Here is a 17,755-nt window from a genome sequence, read left to right as displayed (position 1 = left end):
CAACTGGCCAATCCCACGGGTGCAGTTCTATTCGGTTCAACGGGGAATGGCCGAGTCAATGCTGCGAGACTATGCTTTCTCGTATGCTCTAGCTGGAGCCATTCCGAGACGAGGCTTGAATCTGCCGGGCTACCCGGTCGCCGAGCTCAGGCGATGCCTGGGACAGATAGCCCAGCACGACGCTTCGTGTCTCTTGGGAAATGCCGGCGAGATCAGCGGCCAGATTATCAACCAGATGCTCCTGCTCCACAGGAGGAAGGGCTTGGTAGAACTGGCCGGCCTGTGTGAAGTCGTCTGGCTTCGGGATATCTGAGCGTTGGAGGCGGCCCTCGACATGACGTCCATCGCCGCTGGTCACGAGGTTAGCGGGTGTCCAGTTTTCCTGATGATTGACGGGGATTTTGCGGAAGTCGGGCCCGAGCCGCCGCCGCTGCGAATCCCAGTAGATGTTGGCGCGCCCTTGGAGCATCTTGTCATCGGACAGCTCAGCGCCTTCGAGCAGATTGGAAGGCGAGAAGGCGAGCTTCTCCACTTGTTCCATATAGTTGCGAGGGTTGCGGTTCAGCACGAGCCGCCCTACCGGCCTCATGGGGTATAGCCGCTCGTCCCATACCTTTGTATCATCCAGCGGGTCAAAGGGGAGTACAGCTTCATCCTGTGGATTCATGAGCTGCACATACAGCCCGTATTCTACTGTTTTGCCTGCCGCCAAGGTATCGTACAGATCCTGGCCTGCGTAATCCGGGTTAGCGGCACTTAACTTGGCCGACTCTTGTCGGTCTATGTACTGAATGCCTGCGGTCGGAATCCAGTGATACTTGACGTACACGCGTGCGCCCTGCGCATTCTTCCACACATAGGTATTGACGCCGTGGCCCGGAATGTGGCGAAGGCTCTTAACCGTCCCTGCATCGGAATAAAGATAGAGAAGGAAATGCGTAGATTCCGGCGCTCTGGCGACGAAGCTCCAGAACCTCTCTGGATCAAGTAGATTATTTACCGGAGATGGCAGGAACGCCTTAATGGATTCCGGGAAGCGGATGGCATCCCGCACAGAGAAGACGGGAATATGGTTGCAGATCAGATCGAATACGCCTTCGTGAGTATAAAATTTGGTGGCAAAGCCGCGCACGTTGCGAGATGTGTCCGGCGTACCCCGGTTGCTGACAGCCAGGGAGAACCGTACAGTGACGGGAACCTGCTGGCCAGGGTTTTGCAGAAAGCTGAGCTGCGTATACGGAGTCATGGAATGAACGGTCTCGAAGTAGCCGAAGGCGCCGTAGCCCTTTACATGCACTGGTCTTTCGATGATTTTCTCATGGACAAAGGTCTCCAGTGTCTCATGCAGGATGTTGTCCTGCTCCAGTACCGGGCCGCGATCGCCTACCGTCTGCGAATGCCGTTCAGCGGGCGCATCGCTTGCCCAATGACCGGTGACGCGAACCTGGCGTTGTTCATCTCCTGCCGCATGCTGCGATGGCTGGGGGGACGGCGTCCGGGGGTTTTCGTTAGGATTGTCCATGCTTCTACCTCCCATGTCTATAAGTGTATTCCTACTACCATATGGTTCGGGTCAGGCTTCCATGCCAGTACAAAGAAATCGATAAAGGAGTGAGTTCCGGATGGCCACAATTCTAATCGCCGAAGACGATGCGCATATTCGCGAGCTGATTAGCGAGCATATGCAGACCGCGGGCTTCTTGACGGTGGAGGCGGACAACGGTGTCCAAGCGCTGGGTATTTTGCAAGGTATGGAAATTGACCTGATCATTCTAGATATTATGATGCCGGAGATGGACGGCTGGGAGCTCTGCAAGGCTATCCGCAGCGAGGGGGAGGATATCCCTATCCTTATGCTGACGGCGAAAGGCGAGGCGGGTCAGAGGGTGAAAGGCTTCCAGCTAGGAACGGATGATTATTTGACCAAGCCCTTCGATCCAATGGAACTGGTGCTGCGCGTGAAAGCGTTGCTGAGGCGCTACCGGATCGCGTCTTCCCAAATTGTGCAGTTGGGCGGAATAGTGCTGAACCGGCTAACCTACAAGATTACGCGAGGAGACGAGGAGCTTGCTCTGCCGCTGAAGGAATTCGAGCTGCTGTTCAAGCTGGCCAGTTATCCGGGTCAGATCTTTACCAGGGAGCAGCTCATTGTCCAAATATGGGGCATGGCATATGAAGGCGATGACCGGACTGTAGATGTGCATATCAAAAGGCTGCGGGAGCGGTTCGGGGATGAGTCAAGCGGGTTCCGCATTGAAACGGCCCGCGGTCTCGGCTACCGGGTTGTGGGGCGGATATGATCAAGACGCTTTATGTCCGCGTTGTCCTGACCTTTCTAGCCACGATTGCGGCAGCTATTTTCGCGGCTTCATTAATCGGATTGTTGCTGTATCAGAGGGATCTGAACGTATTGCAGCAAGAAGAGATGCGGGCTGCGGGAGAGCATATTCTAAGCGTATACGAACAGGCAGATGTTGAGGATTTGGAGCGGTTCATCGGTGATGTGTCCGCATTGTCTTCGTTTCCGGTTCAACTGCTGGCGGACGGCGCCAATAAGAAAGCTTATGAAGCGATAAATCAAACCTACGATATCCGGCTTACTACTGAGGCGGTCCAGCAGGTATTACATGGAGAGCTCTATCAGGCCGCGATCAAGTCGGAGGGCGCATTCGTCGGTGTGCCGATCCGATTCAAGGAGGAATCGTATGCTTTGATCCTGCTGTCTTCCTCCAGGAATGAAGGAGTCATTATCCAGCTGTTTCTCGTCATTCTTGGTCTTGCGTTGCTGATTGGCAGCTTGCTTATTCTCTTCGCGGCAGGTTATCTGGTTAAGCCGCTGAAGGTGCTCACGGCGGCAACCAGGCGTCTTGGCAAGGGCGACTTCGACGTGGCGCTACGGATAAAACGGAGAGACGAGATCGGGACGCTGGCGCAAAGCTTCAATGAGATGGCGAAGGAACTGAAGGAGCTGGAGTCGATGAGGCAGGACTTTGTCTCGAACGTCTCGCATGAGATTCAGACCCCGTTGACGTCTATATCCGGCTTTGCACGAACGCTAAGGCATAGCGAGGGGATGGCGGCCGAGAAGCGGGACCGTTATCTCGATATTATTGTAGCGGAGAGTGAGAGGCTGTCCCGATTGGGCGATAATTTGCTGGCGCTGGCTTCTTTAGAGTCCAGCCATCATCCGTTTGAGGCCCGTACCTACCGCGTGGATGAGCAAATCAGGAGCGCGGTCGTCGCCTGTGAGCCGCAATGGTCGTCCAAGGGGATTCGAATGGATGTAGACTTGGGCGCTGCCGCTCTTATTACCGCGGATGAGGATCAGCTTAATCAGGTATGGCTGAATGTGCTGGGCAACAGTATCAAATTTACGCCTGAGGGCGGGCGTATTCTTGTGGCTATTGCATCAACACCGACCGTTCATACGATTACGTGGACCGATACAGGCCGAGGAATGTCACCCGAAGAACTCAGTCGAATGTTCGAGCGGTTCTATAAGGCTGATCGGTCGCGCAGCGGAAGCGGCAACGGCTTGGGACTTGCCATCGTTCAACAAATTATCGAAAATCACCAAGGAGAGATTGAGGTGCGCAGCCAGATGGGACAGGGAACGGAAGTTATCGTAAGACTGCCCGCAGCACTTCCTCCTCACAAATAAAAAGTGCAATCATGAACTTGCATGGGAATAGCCGTTGCCTACTGGGCAGCGGCTGTTTTTTTGCGCTGATCACTATCCGGCCTGTCCGAAACTCTGTCGCGCTTGCCCGTTCATGCTCCGTTCATATTTCCCCTCTATTCTCAAGCTGAGCAGCTGCACAATAGGGAGTTTAGGAGGATGTATGATGATTGATTCTATAAAATGGCTGACCGTATACGAAATGATCTTAGGTGCGCTTCATTTGTTTCTTTTGCTTTGGTACGCGGTACCTGTCACCAGGAGAAGCGTCCGCTGGGTGGATTGGGTGCCGAGCGCAGGCATTATTGTCGCAATTGCAAGTGTGGTGTCAGGAGATACCACTTTGCTGGCATTGGCATTTTATGTGCTGACCGTTATTTTATTTTTGAGCACCATAAAGCGGCTATTCAAAAAAAACTCTCTTATTGTGGCGCCAAAGCGCAAGCTCAGTAAGGCTGTTCGAATGGCCTTATGTCTGCTGGGAGTGCTATTCTTGGGCATTGCCATTCAGTCGGCTGGCGAATTGCGCTATAACCCGGTGAGCGACTTCAGCAAGATGGGCTATTCCGATGCTTTCGTTCAATTAAATAAGCGGTTATCGGTAGAATATCCATTCGGTGAATGGAAGAGAATCGACTGGAACAAGTTGAGAGCCCAATATGAGCCTATCTTCGAGCAAGCGGAGCGGGCAAAGAATGCAGACCTCTATAACCAGACGTTAAGGAAATATCTCGGTGAGATGAGGGATGGCCATATTCGAATCGTGAACGATAAGGTGTTCGACAGCCCGGTATACAAGAAGGATGGGGGAGGCGGCTTCGGTATAAGCGCGATTCGGCTGGATAATGGCCGGGTATTGGTGACGCTGGTGCTGGAGGGCAGTCCGGCCGAAAACGCTGGAATCCGGATAGGAACAGAAATTGTGAAGTGGAACGGGGAAGAGGTGAAGACAGCCTATGAGGCGACAAGCTGGAGCGATACCCCCAATACGGATCAGAATGAAAACATAAACCGTGGACGATTCCTGCCGAGGGCGTCAATCGGTCGAGCCGTGGAAGTCGTATATCGAAACGAGGCTGGCGGCCAGGCGCAGACGGCCAGGCTCACAGCCTATGACGACCAATATGAGACGCTTAAGCGAACTAGGCCGCAATTAACGAAAGAAACGCCTCCGGTTGAAGGGGGCATGATGGATAATGGATACGGCTATATTCGAATAAGCAGTTTTCTGTCCGGGATGGCCTCCTCGAACCCGGCAAGCGATTTGAAAAAAATATTGAATTCGTTAATGGCAATGGATATGAAAGGGCTAGTCCTTGATTTGCGGGATAATCCGGGCGGAGAGGACGCGCTGGTTGTTCAGATGGCTGGACATTTTGTAGACGAGGAGACACGATACTCCTATGTCAGCTACTATAACCGTTATACGAAGAAGTTCGAGATTAACAATGGCGAAGATTACAGAATCCAGCCTTCCCAGCCGTATTACGGAGGCAAAATCGCGATTCTGGTCAACGGACGGACAGCCAGCTCGGGAGAGGGTCTGCCGCTAGTCTTGAAGGGAAGGCCGAATGTAACGATTGTCGGTTTTACAGGGACGAATGGCTCCTTCGGCGTCGTAACAAGCCCAATTGCCGTGCAGATGCCGGGAGGCTATGTAGTGGAATCGGCTGATGGCCGGGCAACGAATAAGGCTGGCATGATTATGGGTGATGGGGATTATACCGGTAAGGGCGGCGCTATGCCGGATATTCGCATCCCGCTGAATGAAGAGACATTTGCAATGAAGTATATGGATGGACAAGATGTAGAGCTGAAGATGGCTATGGAGGCGCTTGGGCAATAGCCTGGATCTCTGTCGCAGTATTGGACTGGAATTATCCGAGCCAGTATGGATAGTCGGGGTCCTCTGGAGCAATTGCGTGTTGGGGGCAAAATTATGATAAAGTGAAGGGGCAAGACAAGCAGAGAGGAGGATATAGATGTTAGCCGTATTGAGGCAAGTCCAAGGGGAATATAAGGCGCGGTTTGAGCGTCAGTTGAACCACCCTGTGGCGAAGGTCTGGGCGATGCTTACCGACAACGAGCAATTGAAGAAATGGTTCTCCGAGCTGCATGTGGACGACCTGCGGGAAGGCGGGGTTATAAAGTTCGATATGCAGGATGGCACGTTCGAGGAGATGGCTATACTGGAACTGAAGGATCAGTCCGTGCTCGCATATACGTGGGGAGAGGATCAGGTCCGGTTCGAGCTTTACCCGGAAGCGGGCGGATGCCGGCTGGTGCTGGTCGAGAAGATTCACGTCTTAACCGACCATACGCCGAAGGATCTGACAGGCTGGCATGTATGTCTGGATGTCATTGAGGCTCTGCTGGAGGAGAAGATGATCGAGTCGCGGGAGAGTGCGTGGGAGAAACGATATAAGGAATACTCGCAGCTTGTAGAGCTGCTTCAGAAAAGCTGATAGATAAATGGCCCGCCATTCCATGGCGGGCCATTTTGCACGGACCGTTCAAGCTCGGACGAATCGATTGACCGTTCGAATAATGAGCGGCGTGCCAATCACAGTCGGAATGAACCATAGCATAATGGCTGGCATACCCGTGAGGCTGGCGATATCTTCACCGTTTACGACGAGAACGGCAGTAATAATCCCGATATAGGATCCAAGCATGCCGATAATATGCTTGCGCAGCCAGCCGTCCCTCCGCCGCTTGCGGGCAAGATACCCATAAAGTGCTTGCCCGTAAGAGAATAAGGCGATATAGAAAAGGTACTGGAGGGTAGACCACTTCATGATTGCCATCGCCACCGAGGTGATGAACACAACGAAGTAAAAGGCATGGTATGCTTCTCCGACTAGCGTGTGGACGCCTCTTCGCTTACGGACTCCAATGGCGATTCCTCCTGCCAGCAAACATACCGTTCCGGCGACAATATGAATCACGAGAAATACAGTGTAAAGTGTAGCCATCATGTGCTCCTCTCCGATTGTTCATTAATGAACAGTGTTCAGCTATTGGCTTGAAAAAAGGCCTATGCGTGAAAGGCCTTGTAGATCATGTTTTTCGCTTGCGTCACCAGCTTTATCGTGCGTTCCTCATCGAACATGGGCATCTGAATCGCCAAGGATACAATGCCGTGAAGCATAGCCCATAGGACGTCGCTATAGGCGGCTGATTCCTCTTGCTGCATCTCGCCCTGATTCATGGCCTCTTGCACGGAATCGACCAGCACTTGAAAAGCCTCTATACGCGGACCGTCTTCTCCCGCGCGCGACTCGATCAGATAGTCAATTCTCCACATAAACATGAGCCGATAATACGCGGGGTTATTTAGTCCGAACCGGACATAAGCCTCGCCTAGCTGGCTCAGCCTTTCCCAAGGATCGGTGCTTCGACCGGCAGCTTCGGTCAACTGATTGCGGAAGAGGGTGAAGGCGTCATCGACAACCGTGAACAACAGGTCATCCTTGTCGCGAAAGTATAAGTACAGGGTAGCCACAGAGTAGCCGACCCGCGCCGCCAGCTTGCGCATCGAGAAGTCATGGTAACCCAGCTCCAGGAACATTTCGCTTGCCGTTTGGAGAATAAGGCGCCGAAGCTGCTCTTTTTGCTCACCGCGCCGTCGCCGGACAACTTTACGCGGCTCAGCAGGTTCATCATTACGTACGTTTGGCATAACCACCATCCTATTTAATTAACAGTGTTCATTTATAATAACCTATATTTGGATGGAATAGCAATATCTTTTGACGATTCACACGCAAATAAGAACGGCTTGGCTCCCATTGAGGTGAATCAAGCCGTTCCTTATCCAGCGCGAATGAAGCATGTGAAGCTTTAGGATTCTTCTTTTGAAATATAGAGAGGGTATTCAGCAATGATGCTTTGCTCCGCATCGCGAAGAATGAGGGGATAGATCCCGGGCTGCGTCACAACTACTCGAATCTCCCGCTGCATATCCATGCCGGGCGGCATGTCTGAAGGCCGGACACTGACAATTTGGTCAATTCGGTTGTGAAGGAGCATCTGCCCACTGGGGTGATACATGGACAGGATGACCGATTGGCGCTCCTCGTTCTTCAGCCATAATTTGATCCATACTTGAATAATGGCGACCGAAGGGTATGTTCGGACGGAGACCCGATTTTTAATATGAATAATGGAATGATTTTTGATTGCGGGATCAAACTCAACTTTCTCGGCAACGACCAATTGTCCTGCTAATGCGGCTGTCATGACTGAATTACCTCCTGCTTTGATTGTGGTGGATGGGGAGTGAAATGGTCCAAATAAAGCTGTTGATCGGTAAAACGGCGAATTCGGTTATCGCTCCATTCTGCCACCGTGTAGCCGGAGCGTACTAGCGTGTCCCATGCCGGATGACAATCAGACGCATCCAGTACCGTGGCGTGGGCCCCCCAACTCTTGCGCTTAATGCCGCATAGCCACTCAGGGGCGGTCAGCAGAATAATAAGGGATTGATTAGACTGGGAAGCATGGGCGGGCAGCCAATCTTCAATGGCTTTGAAGGCAGCGTGGGCGTAGTCGATTCGTATAACCGTAATCTGTGCGTGCACCGGAACATCATGATAGGCCATCAGCCGGTGCAGCAAGGCTAACTCCGAGCTCCTGATCCGTTTCTTGTAACTACTCAAGAGTCCGGCTACGACGGCCATAATCATGCATAGTAGAATGGCGTATAGTGTCATAAGTCTATCGATATCTCCTTGCGCCGCTTCAGGCTCGAATATAGCTCCCACAGCATCGTTCCGCTAACGATAATTGTGATTCCAGTCAGTGCAAGGACAGCAGCATCCATGTCTGCCGGAGCACGATCGGGCAAGGCTATGCGTCCGCCTGCCAGCAGCATGAGAATGACATTGCGAACGACGGGGTACTTATTCAGCACTTCGATTTTCCCGAAGCAGGAACAGCTGGTATCGTCGCTTTCTTGAAGGCGGCGCTTCCGGAACAGCATGAGGGTAAATCCCGTAAAAAGCAGCACGGCAAACAGATCTTTCCATACATGCAAGAGGCCGAATCCATATAGTAAGCATAAAGCAAATTCAGCCGCTAACACGCTGCATGCCGCTAAGGTTAAGAGCTGCCTCGGCAGTACACGATAGGAGGCAATGGATAAGCGGAAATCGGCAAAGGAAGCCCCCAGCTTGGAGAATGCCGCCAGAAAGAACATGGCGGCCAGCAGCATATCGGTCAGATAAGCCGTTACATGCATAGAGTCACTCTCCTTTTACTTCTTTTTGACCAGCCTACGCTTCGTTTTTCTCGACGTTTCCGATGAGAATGTTAAGCTCTTGAATACTATCCACCACAGCGGTGCTGATGATATAGCCATCTTCTAGGAAATAGGCATACGGCGTAGTGCTGGACGCATACTTCTGCAGTCGTTCTTCTTTTGACATCGTAAGAACAGGAAAGGAGTAGTTGAAGTGGCGGATCAGATCGTTATTTTCCTCCTCGGTGCCGCTGCTCACCAGAATAAAGGTGCCTTCATAGCTCTGGGCAAATGCACTCAGCTCGGGCAGCAAATCAATGCAGTTGGTGCAGCTCAGCGAGACGAAGCACACGAGGGCGGAATCCATAGCTTCCACATTGATTGGAAGCGGCTCCCGAATGAACAGATCACCCCGTACCGCTGGTTGCGCATTCTTCTTCTTATCCGCTTCCCTCTGCAGCAACTCTGTGTCAAACAAGTCCCGAAACGTAACTTTGCTCATGTACACGGTCCCCTTCGTATTGATCTCTCTTATTCCACATTTCGTAGTACATGCCTTTGCCAAGCAGCAGCTCCTGATGGCTTCCCTTCTCTACAATTCGTCCTTCATGCATCACGATGATCTGCTTCACCATGGATGCGACTGAGAGGTTGTGCGTCACCAGAACGGTCGTCTTGCCAGCCCGATCCGTTAATATTCGGTTGATCAGATCCAGCTCAGTAATGGGATCAAGCTCGGAGGTTGCTTCATCCAGCAATAAGTAAGGCGAATCCTTATACAGGGCTCTGGCGATCGCAATTCGCTGCCACTGACCGCCGGATAGCTGGCGGCCGCCTTGCAGACTGTTGCCTAGTATCGTATCGAGCTCGTGATGAAGCTCGGCAGGAACCAGCATGGGATAGGCTTCGATGAGCCTCCTTACTTTATGCTGCACTTCTTTATTCGGGTGGTCGAGTGCAATATTCTCGTAGACAGAGAAGGAATAACGCATATAATCCTGATTGACCACGGATACTTGTCTGAACCAAGACTGGCGTTCCATGTGGTTAATATCTTGGATTTGAATGTACAGCATGTCCGGCTCGACGGTATGAAGGCCGAGCAGTACTTTGGCGAGTGTGGATTTCCCTGATCCATTCTCCCCGACAATGGCGATTACATCCTGATCCGACAGCTCCAGGCTAATATCCGTCAAGGCGGGAGAAGCTGCATTCGGGTAGGTAAAGGTAAGTTGGTTCAGCCTGATCTGTTGCACGGAAGCGGGTTGGATGGCTTGCTCTTGTTCAGGAGCCCCAATGTACTTGGCAATAAACTGCTTGAAATTTCGTGTTGCAATCGGAATTTGATTGAAAATCCGGGAGTTGCCTGCGATTTGCGTCATGCTGGAGAAGACGGTTATAGCAGCTGCGGACAATGCGGCATAATCGCCCAGGGTGATCGTGTTGCCCGCCAGCTTGCTGAAGAAGATCAGCTGTGCAAGCAAGAAGCCAATAGGTTGAAAGATAACGGCTATGCTGCGCAAGTTGAATTCCGCAAGCTTCAAGGTGAAGGTCTTGCGAATCACGGCCTCGGCGGCTTCGGCCCAACGGTGCAGCAGGTAGCGCTGGCTGCCGAAAATCATCGTTTCCTTAAGCGCTTGCGGCTTCAGGATGAGATCGGACGCCAGCATGGATTCAATCTGCTGCTGGGCGACTTTGTGGAAGAACTTCTCCAGCCGAAGAGCGCTCAGCAGCTCCACCCAGAAGAGCGGCAAGGAAAAGACCAACAGGATAAGCGCCGTCAGCCAGCTGTAGGTAAAAATAATGTATCCGTACACGCCAAGCATAAGCGTCTGTTGTATCAGTCCGATGATCGATGATATGGATTGTTCAATTTGGGTCAGGCTGTTCTTGAGCGTAGTAGTGTCATGGTTGAATGCGGGAGTCTCCAGCTGTGTGATGGATAAAGGCTGAATGGAACGGTACAGATGATGCTCCAGGCGGTTATGGATGCGAAGGGATAGGTGTGTCTGCACCAGCCGAGAGCCTTCAGCTAATACGAGTTCTATGAGCTTCAGGCCGGCCAGCAGCGCAGCGACAATGGCAAGCTCCTTCCAAATAGCATGGCTCGCCATCTGATCGAATAGCTGCTTGTTCAGATGAAAGGTTAACCATCCTATGCCCGGCTGTATCGCCAGTACAAGAATGACCACACTAACGCTTGCAACCGAGCCTTGAACCATGATCCGAAGCCATCGAAGAGAATGGGTCATTGGGCGACAGGATGGAACAGTTGGAAGGGTGCGGCAATGATGTCCATAAGCCCAGGCTCGCTGCAGCTGTAATGCGTAATCAACTGGCCTTCGGAATTGATGCCATACGCCCAAGGGTAGCCGTAGCCGTTGAACTCCGCATCAAGGCGGGCTTCAATTCGGTAGCATTGTATATGGGGAGAAAAGGCTTGTTTCGCCAGAACGAATTTCTCCTCCGATGTATCGATAAGAACGATAAGCCGGTAGTCGGGATTATCCACCGCGAATCGCTCGATTTCGTCAAAAGCAGGCAAACATGACGCGCATTCGGTACTCACCATTGCTATGAGCAAGTAGTCTTCCAGCAGCGTGTATAGCTTCAGGTCAGGGGAGATATGTACATCCGGAAAGTAATCACCGATTTGGATATGCTGTCGCATGATAGGAGCTCCTTTATGATATTCTCTCTATGGATAAGCGAAAATAACGCTTATAAATGCAGACATGCGGACTCTGAATGCGCTTTCATAATGAGTGCATCAGGAGTCCGCATATGTAATCATGTTATGCTAATCGACTTGTTGTTAACAAATGCAGCCCTCGGGGGTTGAGCATGTGGTGGTACTTTGTAAGCAAAGCAGGTATTGGAGTCTATTGCCGTTGGTACAAACGGTAGAAGAGCAGGTAGTGACCTCTCGATAGCAATTGGAGCATGCCATTTCGCATTTCACCTCCTTTACCATACATGTACCTGTCGCCTAAAAAAGCGATTTTACAAACAAGTATTGTATATTATGGGTACAATGTGAATTCTATTAAAGAAAGTGCAATATGTCAACTATTTTACAATTAATAGGTTTTTGATATACTTGATTGATAGGTTCAGGATTTATCTGATTTCAGGAAGTATTGGAGCATAGGATGAATCATCGAATGAGATAGGGAGTGAGGGAGAGGAAATATGCGAGCAACTGTATGCGCTTTCAAAGATGAGGCAACAGAAGCCCGCATATTTGACCAACGATTAAATGGGGAAGCTAGTAAAATTAGCAGATACAGCCTTCTGGTGTTGCGCAAGTGCTGCCGGATTGAGCGCAAACTCTGTACTGGAGTCTAAGACCGTTGGTGCATACTTGACCGCTGCAGGAAGAAAACTCTCTAATGCAATCTGAACAAGACATGTCGATTCACCTCCTTAATATATTTCTATAACAATTGTAATAAATGTAACAATATTCATATTATTTGAATGTGATAGAATCTGTCAACTATAAAAAATAATAGGTGTAACATTGAATTCATATCCCTAAGATTTAATGGGAATAAGTCGAATGGTCACCAAGCTGCAGGATGTCCGATCAAAGCTTCCGGCATGAGCATCTGCAGCTCATAACACAGCTGCTTGTTACTAAAGAGAGAAAGGTAAGATTTTTCAACAATTAATAAAGGACCTGTTATGTTAATGGATTGTGCTGCAGCAGCGGCATAAAATTGTTCTATATGTTGCTCAAGCTCCCTGTCATCGCTCACCAGCACTTGAATTGTGAAGTACATACCCTCCGGCAGCGTTAGATCGCAGCTGTTGTCCGACTCCATATATAGAGTGATGGTACCCGTACCGTCATACACCCAATGAACATCGGTCTCGAATAAGTCCGGGAGGCTCCCGGCATGCTCAGCCAAATGGCGGGCGTTCAGCGTCGTTTCCATCTCCAGTTCCATCCATTGCGCCAGGCAGGCAGTGTCCCGTCGCTTGATTTGATACGGGTGGGCCTCCGCACTGAAGCTCTGTTGCTCCAGCAGGATATGCTGGATGAATTGCTGAAGCTCCGTCAGCCGCAGCAGCTCCGCTTGAATGCCTTGCAAGGATTGCTGGAGAAGCTGCCGATACTGCTCGGCGCTATAGGAAGCGATGCATTCCTTGATGGCTGGCACAGAAACCCCTAGCTTGCGCAGCAACAGAATATGGGCCAATTGATAGATTTGGTCTATGCCATACATTCTGTACTGGTTGTCGTCGATGTACGCCGGATGAAGCACGCCCTTTTCTTCGAAATATCGGATTTGGTGTACAGACACCCCCATAAGCTTGGCTAACTCGCTTATCGTTATTTCATTTTTCATCGGTCATCACTCCTAAGCAGAGGTGTCTTACAATGATACGTTATACCTTAGGTCTGACCTAAGGTCAAGTTTGTCATTCATCGAGCAAGCGTAAAGTTCTTTATATCAATCGGATTAGCATTAGTGATTACTTGCAAAAAAGGGTATGATGGCAGAAAGGGATTTTCGAATAACCCATGAATAATGAGCAGAGAGCAGGCTAAGAAGACATGACGAATTCTAGACAACAGCGTTACCGTTACAGTGAAGCGCCTATATGGCAATTGCAGCGGGATTATTATGAAGAAGAGGGCTTGAACGCCTGGAAGAATGACCAGGTACCTCAATATATAACGAGCAATCCCATGATTGCGGCGGCTTATGCCGAGATGATCTTCGGATTTCTTCAAGACCGCGCGAGCAAAGGGGAAGGTACAGAGCTCGTCCAGATTGTCGAGCTGGGAGCAGGAGCGGGCCGTTTCGCGTTCCACGTATTGCAAGAGCTGTGCCGACTGAGGGAGTATGCGGGGATTGCAATCCCGCCGTTCCGTTATGTCATGACCGATCTGGCGATGAGCAACGTGCTGGCGTGGAGAGAGCATCCTGCTCTGCAATCCTTTATCGCAGAGGGACTGCTTGATTTTGCGCGTTTCGATGCATTCCTAGATACCGATCTCCAACTGGTTGTTACAGGCGAGACCATTCGTGAGGGTGATTTAAAGCAGCCGTTAATTCTCGTCGCCAATTACTTTTTTGATGGTATTCAGCAAGAGCTGCTTTATATAGGCGGTGGACAAATTTACGAAACGGATATCCTAATGGATTATCCGGAAGGAGTAGACACACATCGACCATCCGAAGTGCTGAATAAGCTCTCCTTGCAATATGAGCATCGGCGCGCACCGGAATATGAGCAGGAGTCGTATCCTTACCGGGATGTCATTGCGGTCTATCAGGAGCAACTGGAGGACTCGCATATTCTATTCCCGGTCGCGGGCCTAGCCTGCCTGGATCGATTGCATAAGCTGTCACAAGCAGGGTTCCTGCTGATCACCGCGGACAAAGGCGATCATTTGCTCGATAACTGGAAGTTCTCTGAGCCGCCTGAATTGATTTTTCACGGAAGCTTCTCGCTAACAGCGAACTACCATGCGTTTCAGTACTTTTACGAGCAGCAGGGAGCCGAGGCATTATTTCCGCCGCACCATTATAAGAACATTAACGTGGGCTGTCTGCTTCATCTGGATACACCGAAGAGCTATGCCAATACGAGATTGGCGTACCGGAGGTTTGTGGAGCGCTTTGGCCCGGATGACTTCTTCAGCTTGAAGGAATGGGTGGACCGTCATATCGACAGCATGGGAATGCAGCAAATATTGGGATTCTGGCGGCTAGGCGGATACGACGCGGAGTTTTTCATCCAAAGCGCAAAGCAAATCTCCAGCTTGCTGCCGGAAGCCAATGACGAAGAGAAGCAGGATATTTGGAGAGGCATTCAGCTGATGTGGTCGTCGTATTATGTGATGGCGCAGCGCTACGATCTGGCGCTTGATGCAGGCCTCATTTTGTTCGAGATGGAGATGTACGAGGAGTCGCGCCGATTCCTGGAAACATCCGTTCTCGCCGATACCGATACGATTGTGCCGACCGTCTACTATTGTTTGGCTATATGCTGCTTCGAGCTGGAGCTGAATGAAGAGGGACTGGATTATACGCGCAAGCTGCTTGAGGTAGAGCCGGACAATGAAGAGGCGAAGGCGCTGTTAAGCCACTTCTGATGAGAAAAGGTTAGATCTGAGTAGATTGGACAAACAAAAAAAGCTGTATCCGTACGTCATACGGATACAGCTTTTCCTATCAGCAGCTTTATTGAGGGTTCGTGGTCCAGATGCTGGCTATCTTCATGAATACGCGTTGCGGCAGCTTCAAGGCCGCCAGGATTAGCTCGGCTACGTCCTCCGGCTGCATCATGCGATCCTCGTCGCCAATCGGAAGTCCTGTTTTCACAGCCAGCTCCGTATTGACGGTAGACGGATTAAGCGCGGTTACGCGAATATTGGACTTGCGAACCTCTTGCATAAGCGATTCTGTGAAGCCGATCACTGCGAACTTCGAGGCACAATAGGCGGAGCCTGTGGCGAAGCCGCGTTCGCCTGCGCTAGAAGCAATATTAATAATGCTGCCGCGATTTTGATTGATCATGGTCGGCAGCGCTGCGCGAGTGACATAATACGTGCCCATCAGATTGGTCTGAATAATGCTCTCCCATAGATCCGGGTCCATATCGGCAACTGTACCGAATTGGCCTGTGCCGGCGTTATTGATCAGTATATCGACGGTGCCCAGCTCCTTGATCAGACTGGCTACAGCGCGCTCAGCTTCTGCCCGCTTGGCGATATCCGCTGTGGCGATGCTGACTTTGATGCCGTAGTTGCTGGTCAGCTCTTGCTGCAAAGCCTCCAGGTCAGTCTGGCTGCGTGCGAGCAGTCCTAGATGAACGCCTTCTTTGGCCAAAGCAATAGCTGTTGATTTGCCGATGCCTTTTCCGGCTCCTGTAATAATGGCGTATTGGTTGCGTAAGGTCATAATGAATGGCTCCTTTTCAGTGGTGTATAAGAATGGCACGACCTAAAGCCATATTTGCAACAAGGTCATTACGGCCTTTATTATTAATGATATTGCGTTCAATTACAAGTACCTGCTTGTAAGCAAGCTAGTATCCCTAAGTATACTAAGGAGTCATAACGATGGGCGATCTGCACTTTAAAAAATCGGTCGAACTGACCTTGAAAGTAATCGGAGGCAAGTGGAAGCTGGTCATATTATGCCACTTAATGGACGGCGTAAAACGCTTTGGCGAGCTGAAGCGGGGTATGCCGGACATCACGCAAAAAATGCTGACTCAGCAGCTTCGCGAGCTGGAGGAGGACGGTATTATCCATCGGGAAGTATTCGTGCAAGTGCCTCCCAAAGTGGAGTATTCCTTGACGGAGTACGGTAAGACGATGGAGTCCGTACTTCATGTCATGGCGGATTGGGGAGAGAGACATCAAGAGCGGACAGAAGCTGATTCCGTAGAATAAACCATGTATGTATAGGACCTGCAACCACTTGTTGCGGGTCCTTTTTTTGTGGAGCATGGTTTCGAAATGGGTACTACGTTACTGAATAGTGCGTACTTTTTCTTTTGGAGGTATCGTCGTACAATGGTCCCGTAACCAAGAAAAACAATAGGATAAGGAGTGACACTCTAATGAAATTGCAGTTAGCGCTTGATCTGGTCGACATTCCACAAGCCAAGCAAGTAGTGAAAGAAGTGGAAGCTTATATAGATATCGTGGAAATCGGTACACCGGTTGTCATTAACGAAGGGCTTCGCGCGGTGAAAGAAATCAAAGAAGCTTTTCCACACCTGGAAGTGCTGGCGGACTTGAAGGTGATGGACGCAGCAGGTTATGAGGTGATGAAAGCATCTGAAGCTGGGGCTGATATTGTTACCGTATTAGGAGCTTCGGAGGACATGACGATCAAAGGCGCCGTAGAAGAAGCGCGGAGACAAGGCAAGCAGATTCTGGTTGATATGATTGCGGTGAAAAACCTGGAGCAGCGTGCCCGGGAAGTCGATGCGCTTGGCGTTGATTACATCTGCGTGCATACAGGGTATGATCTTCAGGCAGTGGGACAAAATTCATTCAACGATCTGCTAACGATCAAACGTGTGGTGAAGCAGGCTAAAACAGCGATTGCCGGAGGCATTAAGTTGGATACGCTGCCTGGGGTCATCGAAGCTAGCCCTGATCTTGTCATTGTAGGGGGCGGCATTACCGCTCATGAGGACAAACAAGCAGTTGCGGCAGAGATGCGCAAATTGATCCAGCAAGGAGCCTGAGGCCGATGAAGAACAATCGGCATGCGGCTGCTATCCTTGAGGAGCTTCAACGAGCGGTTAACCAATTGGATGATGAGCAAGCGGGGGTGCTGGCAGAGCGTATTATGCAGTCGCGCAAAGTCTTTCTGGCAGGGGCAGGCAGATCGGGCTTGATGATCAAAGCCTTTGCCATGCGACTTATGCATCTGGGCATTGAGGCGTATGTGGTGGGTGAGTCGATTACCCCGAATGTTACCGAGCATGATTTGTTCATTGTCGGTTCTGGCTCCGGAGAGACGAGAAGTCTCCTATCGATGGCGAAGAAAGCCAACAGCTTACAAGCTTCCGTCGCGGCTGTCACGATATTCCCGGAATCGTCGATTGGCCAGCTGGCGGACATCGTTATTAAACTTCCCGGTTCGCCCAAGGATCAATGGGGCGATGAAGGTTCCACTCGGCAGCCGATGGGCTCTTTATTCGAACAGACCCTGCTAGTCTTTTTCGATTCCGTCATCCTTCGGCTTATGGATCAGAAGGGGTATGACTCAGCGGCCATGTACGGCAGGCATGCTAATCTGGAATAACAGCCACACCAAAAAGCACATCCGAGGCGTCATGCACGCTATCGGATG

19 protein-coding genes are annotated in these 17,755 nt (G+C 50.8%); 8 read left to right on the top strand and 11 right to left on the bottom strand.

The annotated features are described in order from the left end of the window. Positions 1 to 88: 88 nt before the first annotated feature. Positions 89 to 1,522: a catalase gene (locus AC0YNW_RS22185; protein ID WP_475833801.1), complete on the bottom strand. Its 1,434-nt coding sequence runs from the start codon at positions 1,520 to 1,522 to the stop codon at positions 89 to 91. A 100-nt stretch (positions 1,523 to 1,622) separates the two neighbouring features. Here AC0YNW_RS22185 and AC0YNW_RS22180 point away from each other — a divergent pair, with 100 nt between their 5' ends. From AC0YNW_RS22180 to AC0YNW_RS22165, 4 genes are all read left to right on the top strand, one after another. Next, positions 1,623 to 2,300 carry a response regulator transcription factor gene (locus tag AC0YNW_RS22180; protein WP_475833800.1) on the top strand — a complete coding sequence of 226 codons (678 nt, stop codon included), beginning with the start codon at positions 1,623 to 1,625 and terminating at the stop codon, positions 2,298 to 2,300. After that, positions 2,297 to 3,661, top strand: a complete 1,365-nt coding sequence (locus AC0YNW_RS22175) for a sensor histidine kinase (RefSeq protein ID WP_475833799.1) — start codon at positions 2,297 to 2,299, stop codon at positions 3,659 to 3,661. Before AC0YNW_RS22180 ends, AC0YNW_RS22175 begins: the two co-directional genes overlap by 4 nt. Before the next feature lie 181 nt (positions 3,662 to 3,842). Next, on the top strand, positions 3,843 to 5,525 hold the full coding sequence (locus AC0YNW_RS22170; protein WP_475833798.1) for a S41 family peptidase: 1,683 nt from the start codon (positions 3,843 to 3,845) through the stop codon (positions 5,523 to 5,525). 136 nt (positions 5,526 to 5,661) lie between these two features. Continuing rightward, positions 5,662 to 6,144 (top strand): SRPBCC family protein, encoded by a 483-nt coding sequence (locus AC0YNW_RS22165; protein ID WP_475833797.1) that lies wholly within the window; start codon positions 5,662 to 5,664, stop codon positions 6,142 to 6,144. A 48-nt stretch (positions 6,145 to 6,192) separates the two neighbouring features. On the opposite strand, the gene AC0YNW_RS22160 is transcribed toward AC0YNW_RS22165, so the two are convergent. From AC0YNW_RS22160 to AC0YNW_RS22120, 9 genes are all read right to left on the bottom strand, one after another. Then, positions 6,193 to 6,657 (bottom strand): DUF2306 domain-containing protein, encoded by a 465-nt coding sequence (locus AC0YNW_RS22160; RefSeq protein WP_475833796.1) that lies wholly within the window; start codon positions 6,655 to 6,657, stop codon positions 6,193 to 6,195. A gap of 59 nt (positions 6,658 to 6,716) precedes the next feature. Next, a complete protein-coding gene (locus AC0YNW_RS22155; RefSeq protein WP_387477251.1) occupies positions 6,717 to 7,361 on the bottom strand; it encodes a TetR/AcrR family transcriptional regulator in 645 nt (214 codons plus the stop codon). Positions 7,362 to 7,522: 161 nt separating this feature from the next. Beyond that, complete coding sequence (locus AC0YNW_RS22150; RefSeq protein ID WP_475833795.1) at positions 7,523 to 7,921, bottom strand: hypothetical protein; 399 nt, start codon at positions 7,919 to 7,921, stop codon at positions 7,523 to 7,525. Beyond that, on the bottom strand, positions 7,918 to 8,394 hold the full coding sequence (locus AC0YNW_RS22145; protein ID WP_475833794.1) for a hypothetical protein: 477 nt from the start codon (positions 8,392 to 8,394) through the stop codon (positions 7,918 to 7,920). Before AC0YNW_RS22145 ends, AC0YNW_RS22150 begins: the two co-directional genes overlap by 4 nt. Next, on the bottom strand, positions 8,391 to 8,921 hold the full coding sequence (locus AC0YNW_RS22140) for a MauE/DoxX family redox-associated membrane protein (protein ID WP_475833793.1): 531 nt from the start codon (positions 8,919 to 8,921) through the stop codon (positions 8,391 to 8,393). Before AC0YNW_RS22140 ends, AC0YNW_RS22145 begins: the two co-directional genes overlap by 4 nt. Before the next feature lie 34 nt (positions 8,922 to 8,955). Beyond that, complete coding sequence (locus AC0YNW_RS22135; protein WP_475833792.1) at positions 8,956 to 9,423, bottom strand: TlpA family protein disulfide reductase; 468 nt, start codon at positions 9,421 to 9,423, stop codon at positions 8,956 to 8,958. Next, positions 9,392 to 11,143, bottom strand: a complete 1,752-nt coding sequence (locus tag AC0YNW_RS22130; protein WP_475833791.1) for an ABC transporter ATP-binding protein — start codon at positions 11,141 to 11,143, stop codon at positions 9,392 to 9,394. Before AC0YNW_RS22130 ends, AC0YNW_RS22135 begins: the two co-directional genes overlap by 32 nt. A gap of 26 nt (positions 11,144 to 11,169) precedes the next feature. After that, a complete protein-coding gene (locus AC0YNW_RS22125; protein ID WP_475833790.1) occupies positions 11,170 to 11,592 on the bottom strand; it encodes a TlpA family protein disulfide reductase in 423 nt (140 codons plus the stop codon). Positions 11,593 to 12,487: 895 nt separating this feature from the next. Then, complete coding sequence (locus AC0YNW_RS22120; RefSeq protein WP_475833789.1) at positions 12,488 to 13,276, bottom strand: MerR family transcriptional regulator; 789 nt, start codon at positions 13,274 to 13,276, stop codon at positions 12,488 to 12,490. Positions 13,277 to 13,485: 209 nt separating this feature from the next. Between AC0YNW_RS22120 and AC0YNW_RS22115 the strand changes: the two genes are divergently transcribed. After that, positions 13,486 to 15,033: a tetratricopeptide repeat protein gene (locus AC0YNW_RS22115; RefSeq protein WP_475833788.1), complete on the top strand. Its 1,548-nt coding sequence runs from the start codon at positions 13,486 to 13,488 to the stop codon at positions 15,031 to 15,033. 88 nt (positions 15,034 to 15,121) lie between these two features. On the opposite strand, the gene AC0YNW_RS22110 is transcribed toward AC0YNW_RS22115, so the two are convergent. Beyond that, a complete protein-coding gene (locus AC0YNW_RS22110; RefSeq protein WP_475833787.1) occupies positions 15,122 to 15,841 on the bottom strand; it encodes a 3-ketoacyl-ACP reductase in 720 nt (239 codons plus the stop codon). 161 nt (positions 15,842 to 16,002) lie between these two features. Here AC0YNW_RS22110 and AC0YNW_RS22105 point away from each other — a divergent pair, with 161 nt between their 5' ends. The 3 genes from AC0YNW_RS22105 to hxlB all read left to right on the top strand — a co-directional run bounded on the left by AC0YNW_RS22105 (position 16,003) and on the right by hxlB (position 17,707). Beyond that, on the top strand, positions 16,003 to 16,338 hold the full coding sequence (locus AC0YNW_RS22105) for a winged helix-turn-helix transcriptional regulator (RefSeq protein WP_387477263.1): 336 nt from the start codon (positions 16,003 to 16,005) through the stop codon (positions 16,336 to 16,338). A 170-nt stretch (positions 16,339 to 16,508) separates the two neighbouring features. Further along, a complete protein-coding gene (gene hxlA, locus AC0YNW_RS22100; RefSeq protein WP_475833786.1) occupies positions 16,509 to 17,144 on the top strand; it encodes a 3-hexulose-6-phosphate synthase in 636 nt (211 codons plus the stop codon). A 5-nt stretch (positions 17,145 to 17,149) separates the two neighbouring features. Continuing rightward, entirely contained in the window at positions 17,150 to 17,707 is a 558-nt protein-coding gene (hxlB, locus tag AC0YNW_RS22095) for a 6-phospho-3-hexuloisomerase (protein ID WP_475833785.1), read from the top strand. Positions 17,708 to 17,755 lie beyond the last annotated feature (48 nt).

It is taken from the genome of Paenibacillus sp. J31R120, from assembly GCF_056269225.1.
The sequence above is the reverse complement of the archived record's forward strand: the minus strand, read 5'-3'. Positions and strand labels throughout refer to the sequence as shown.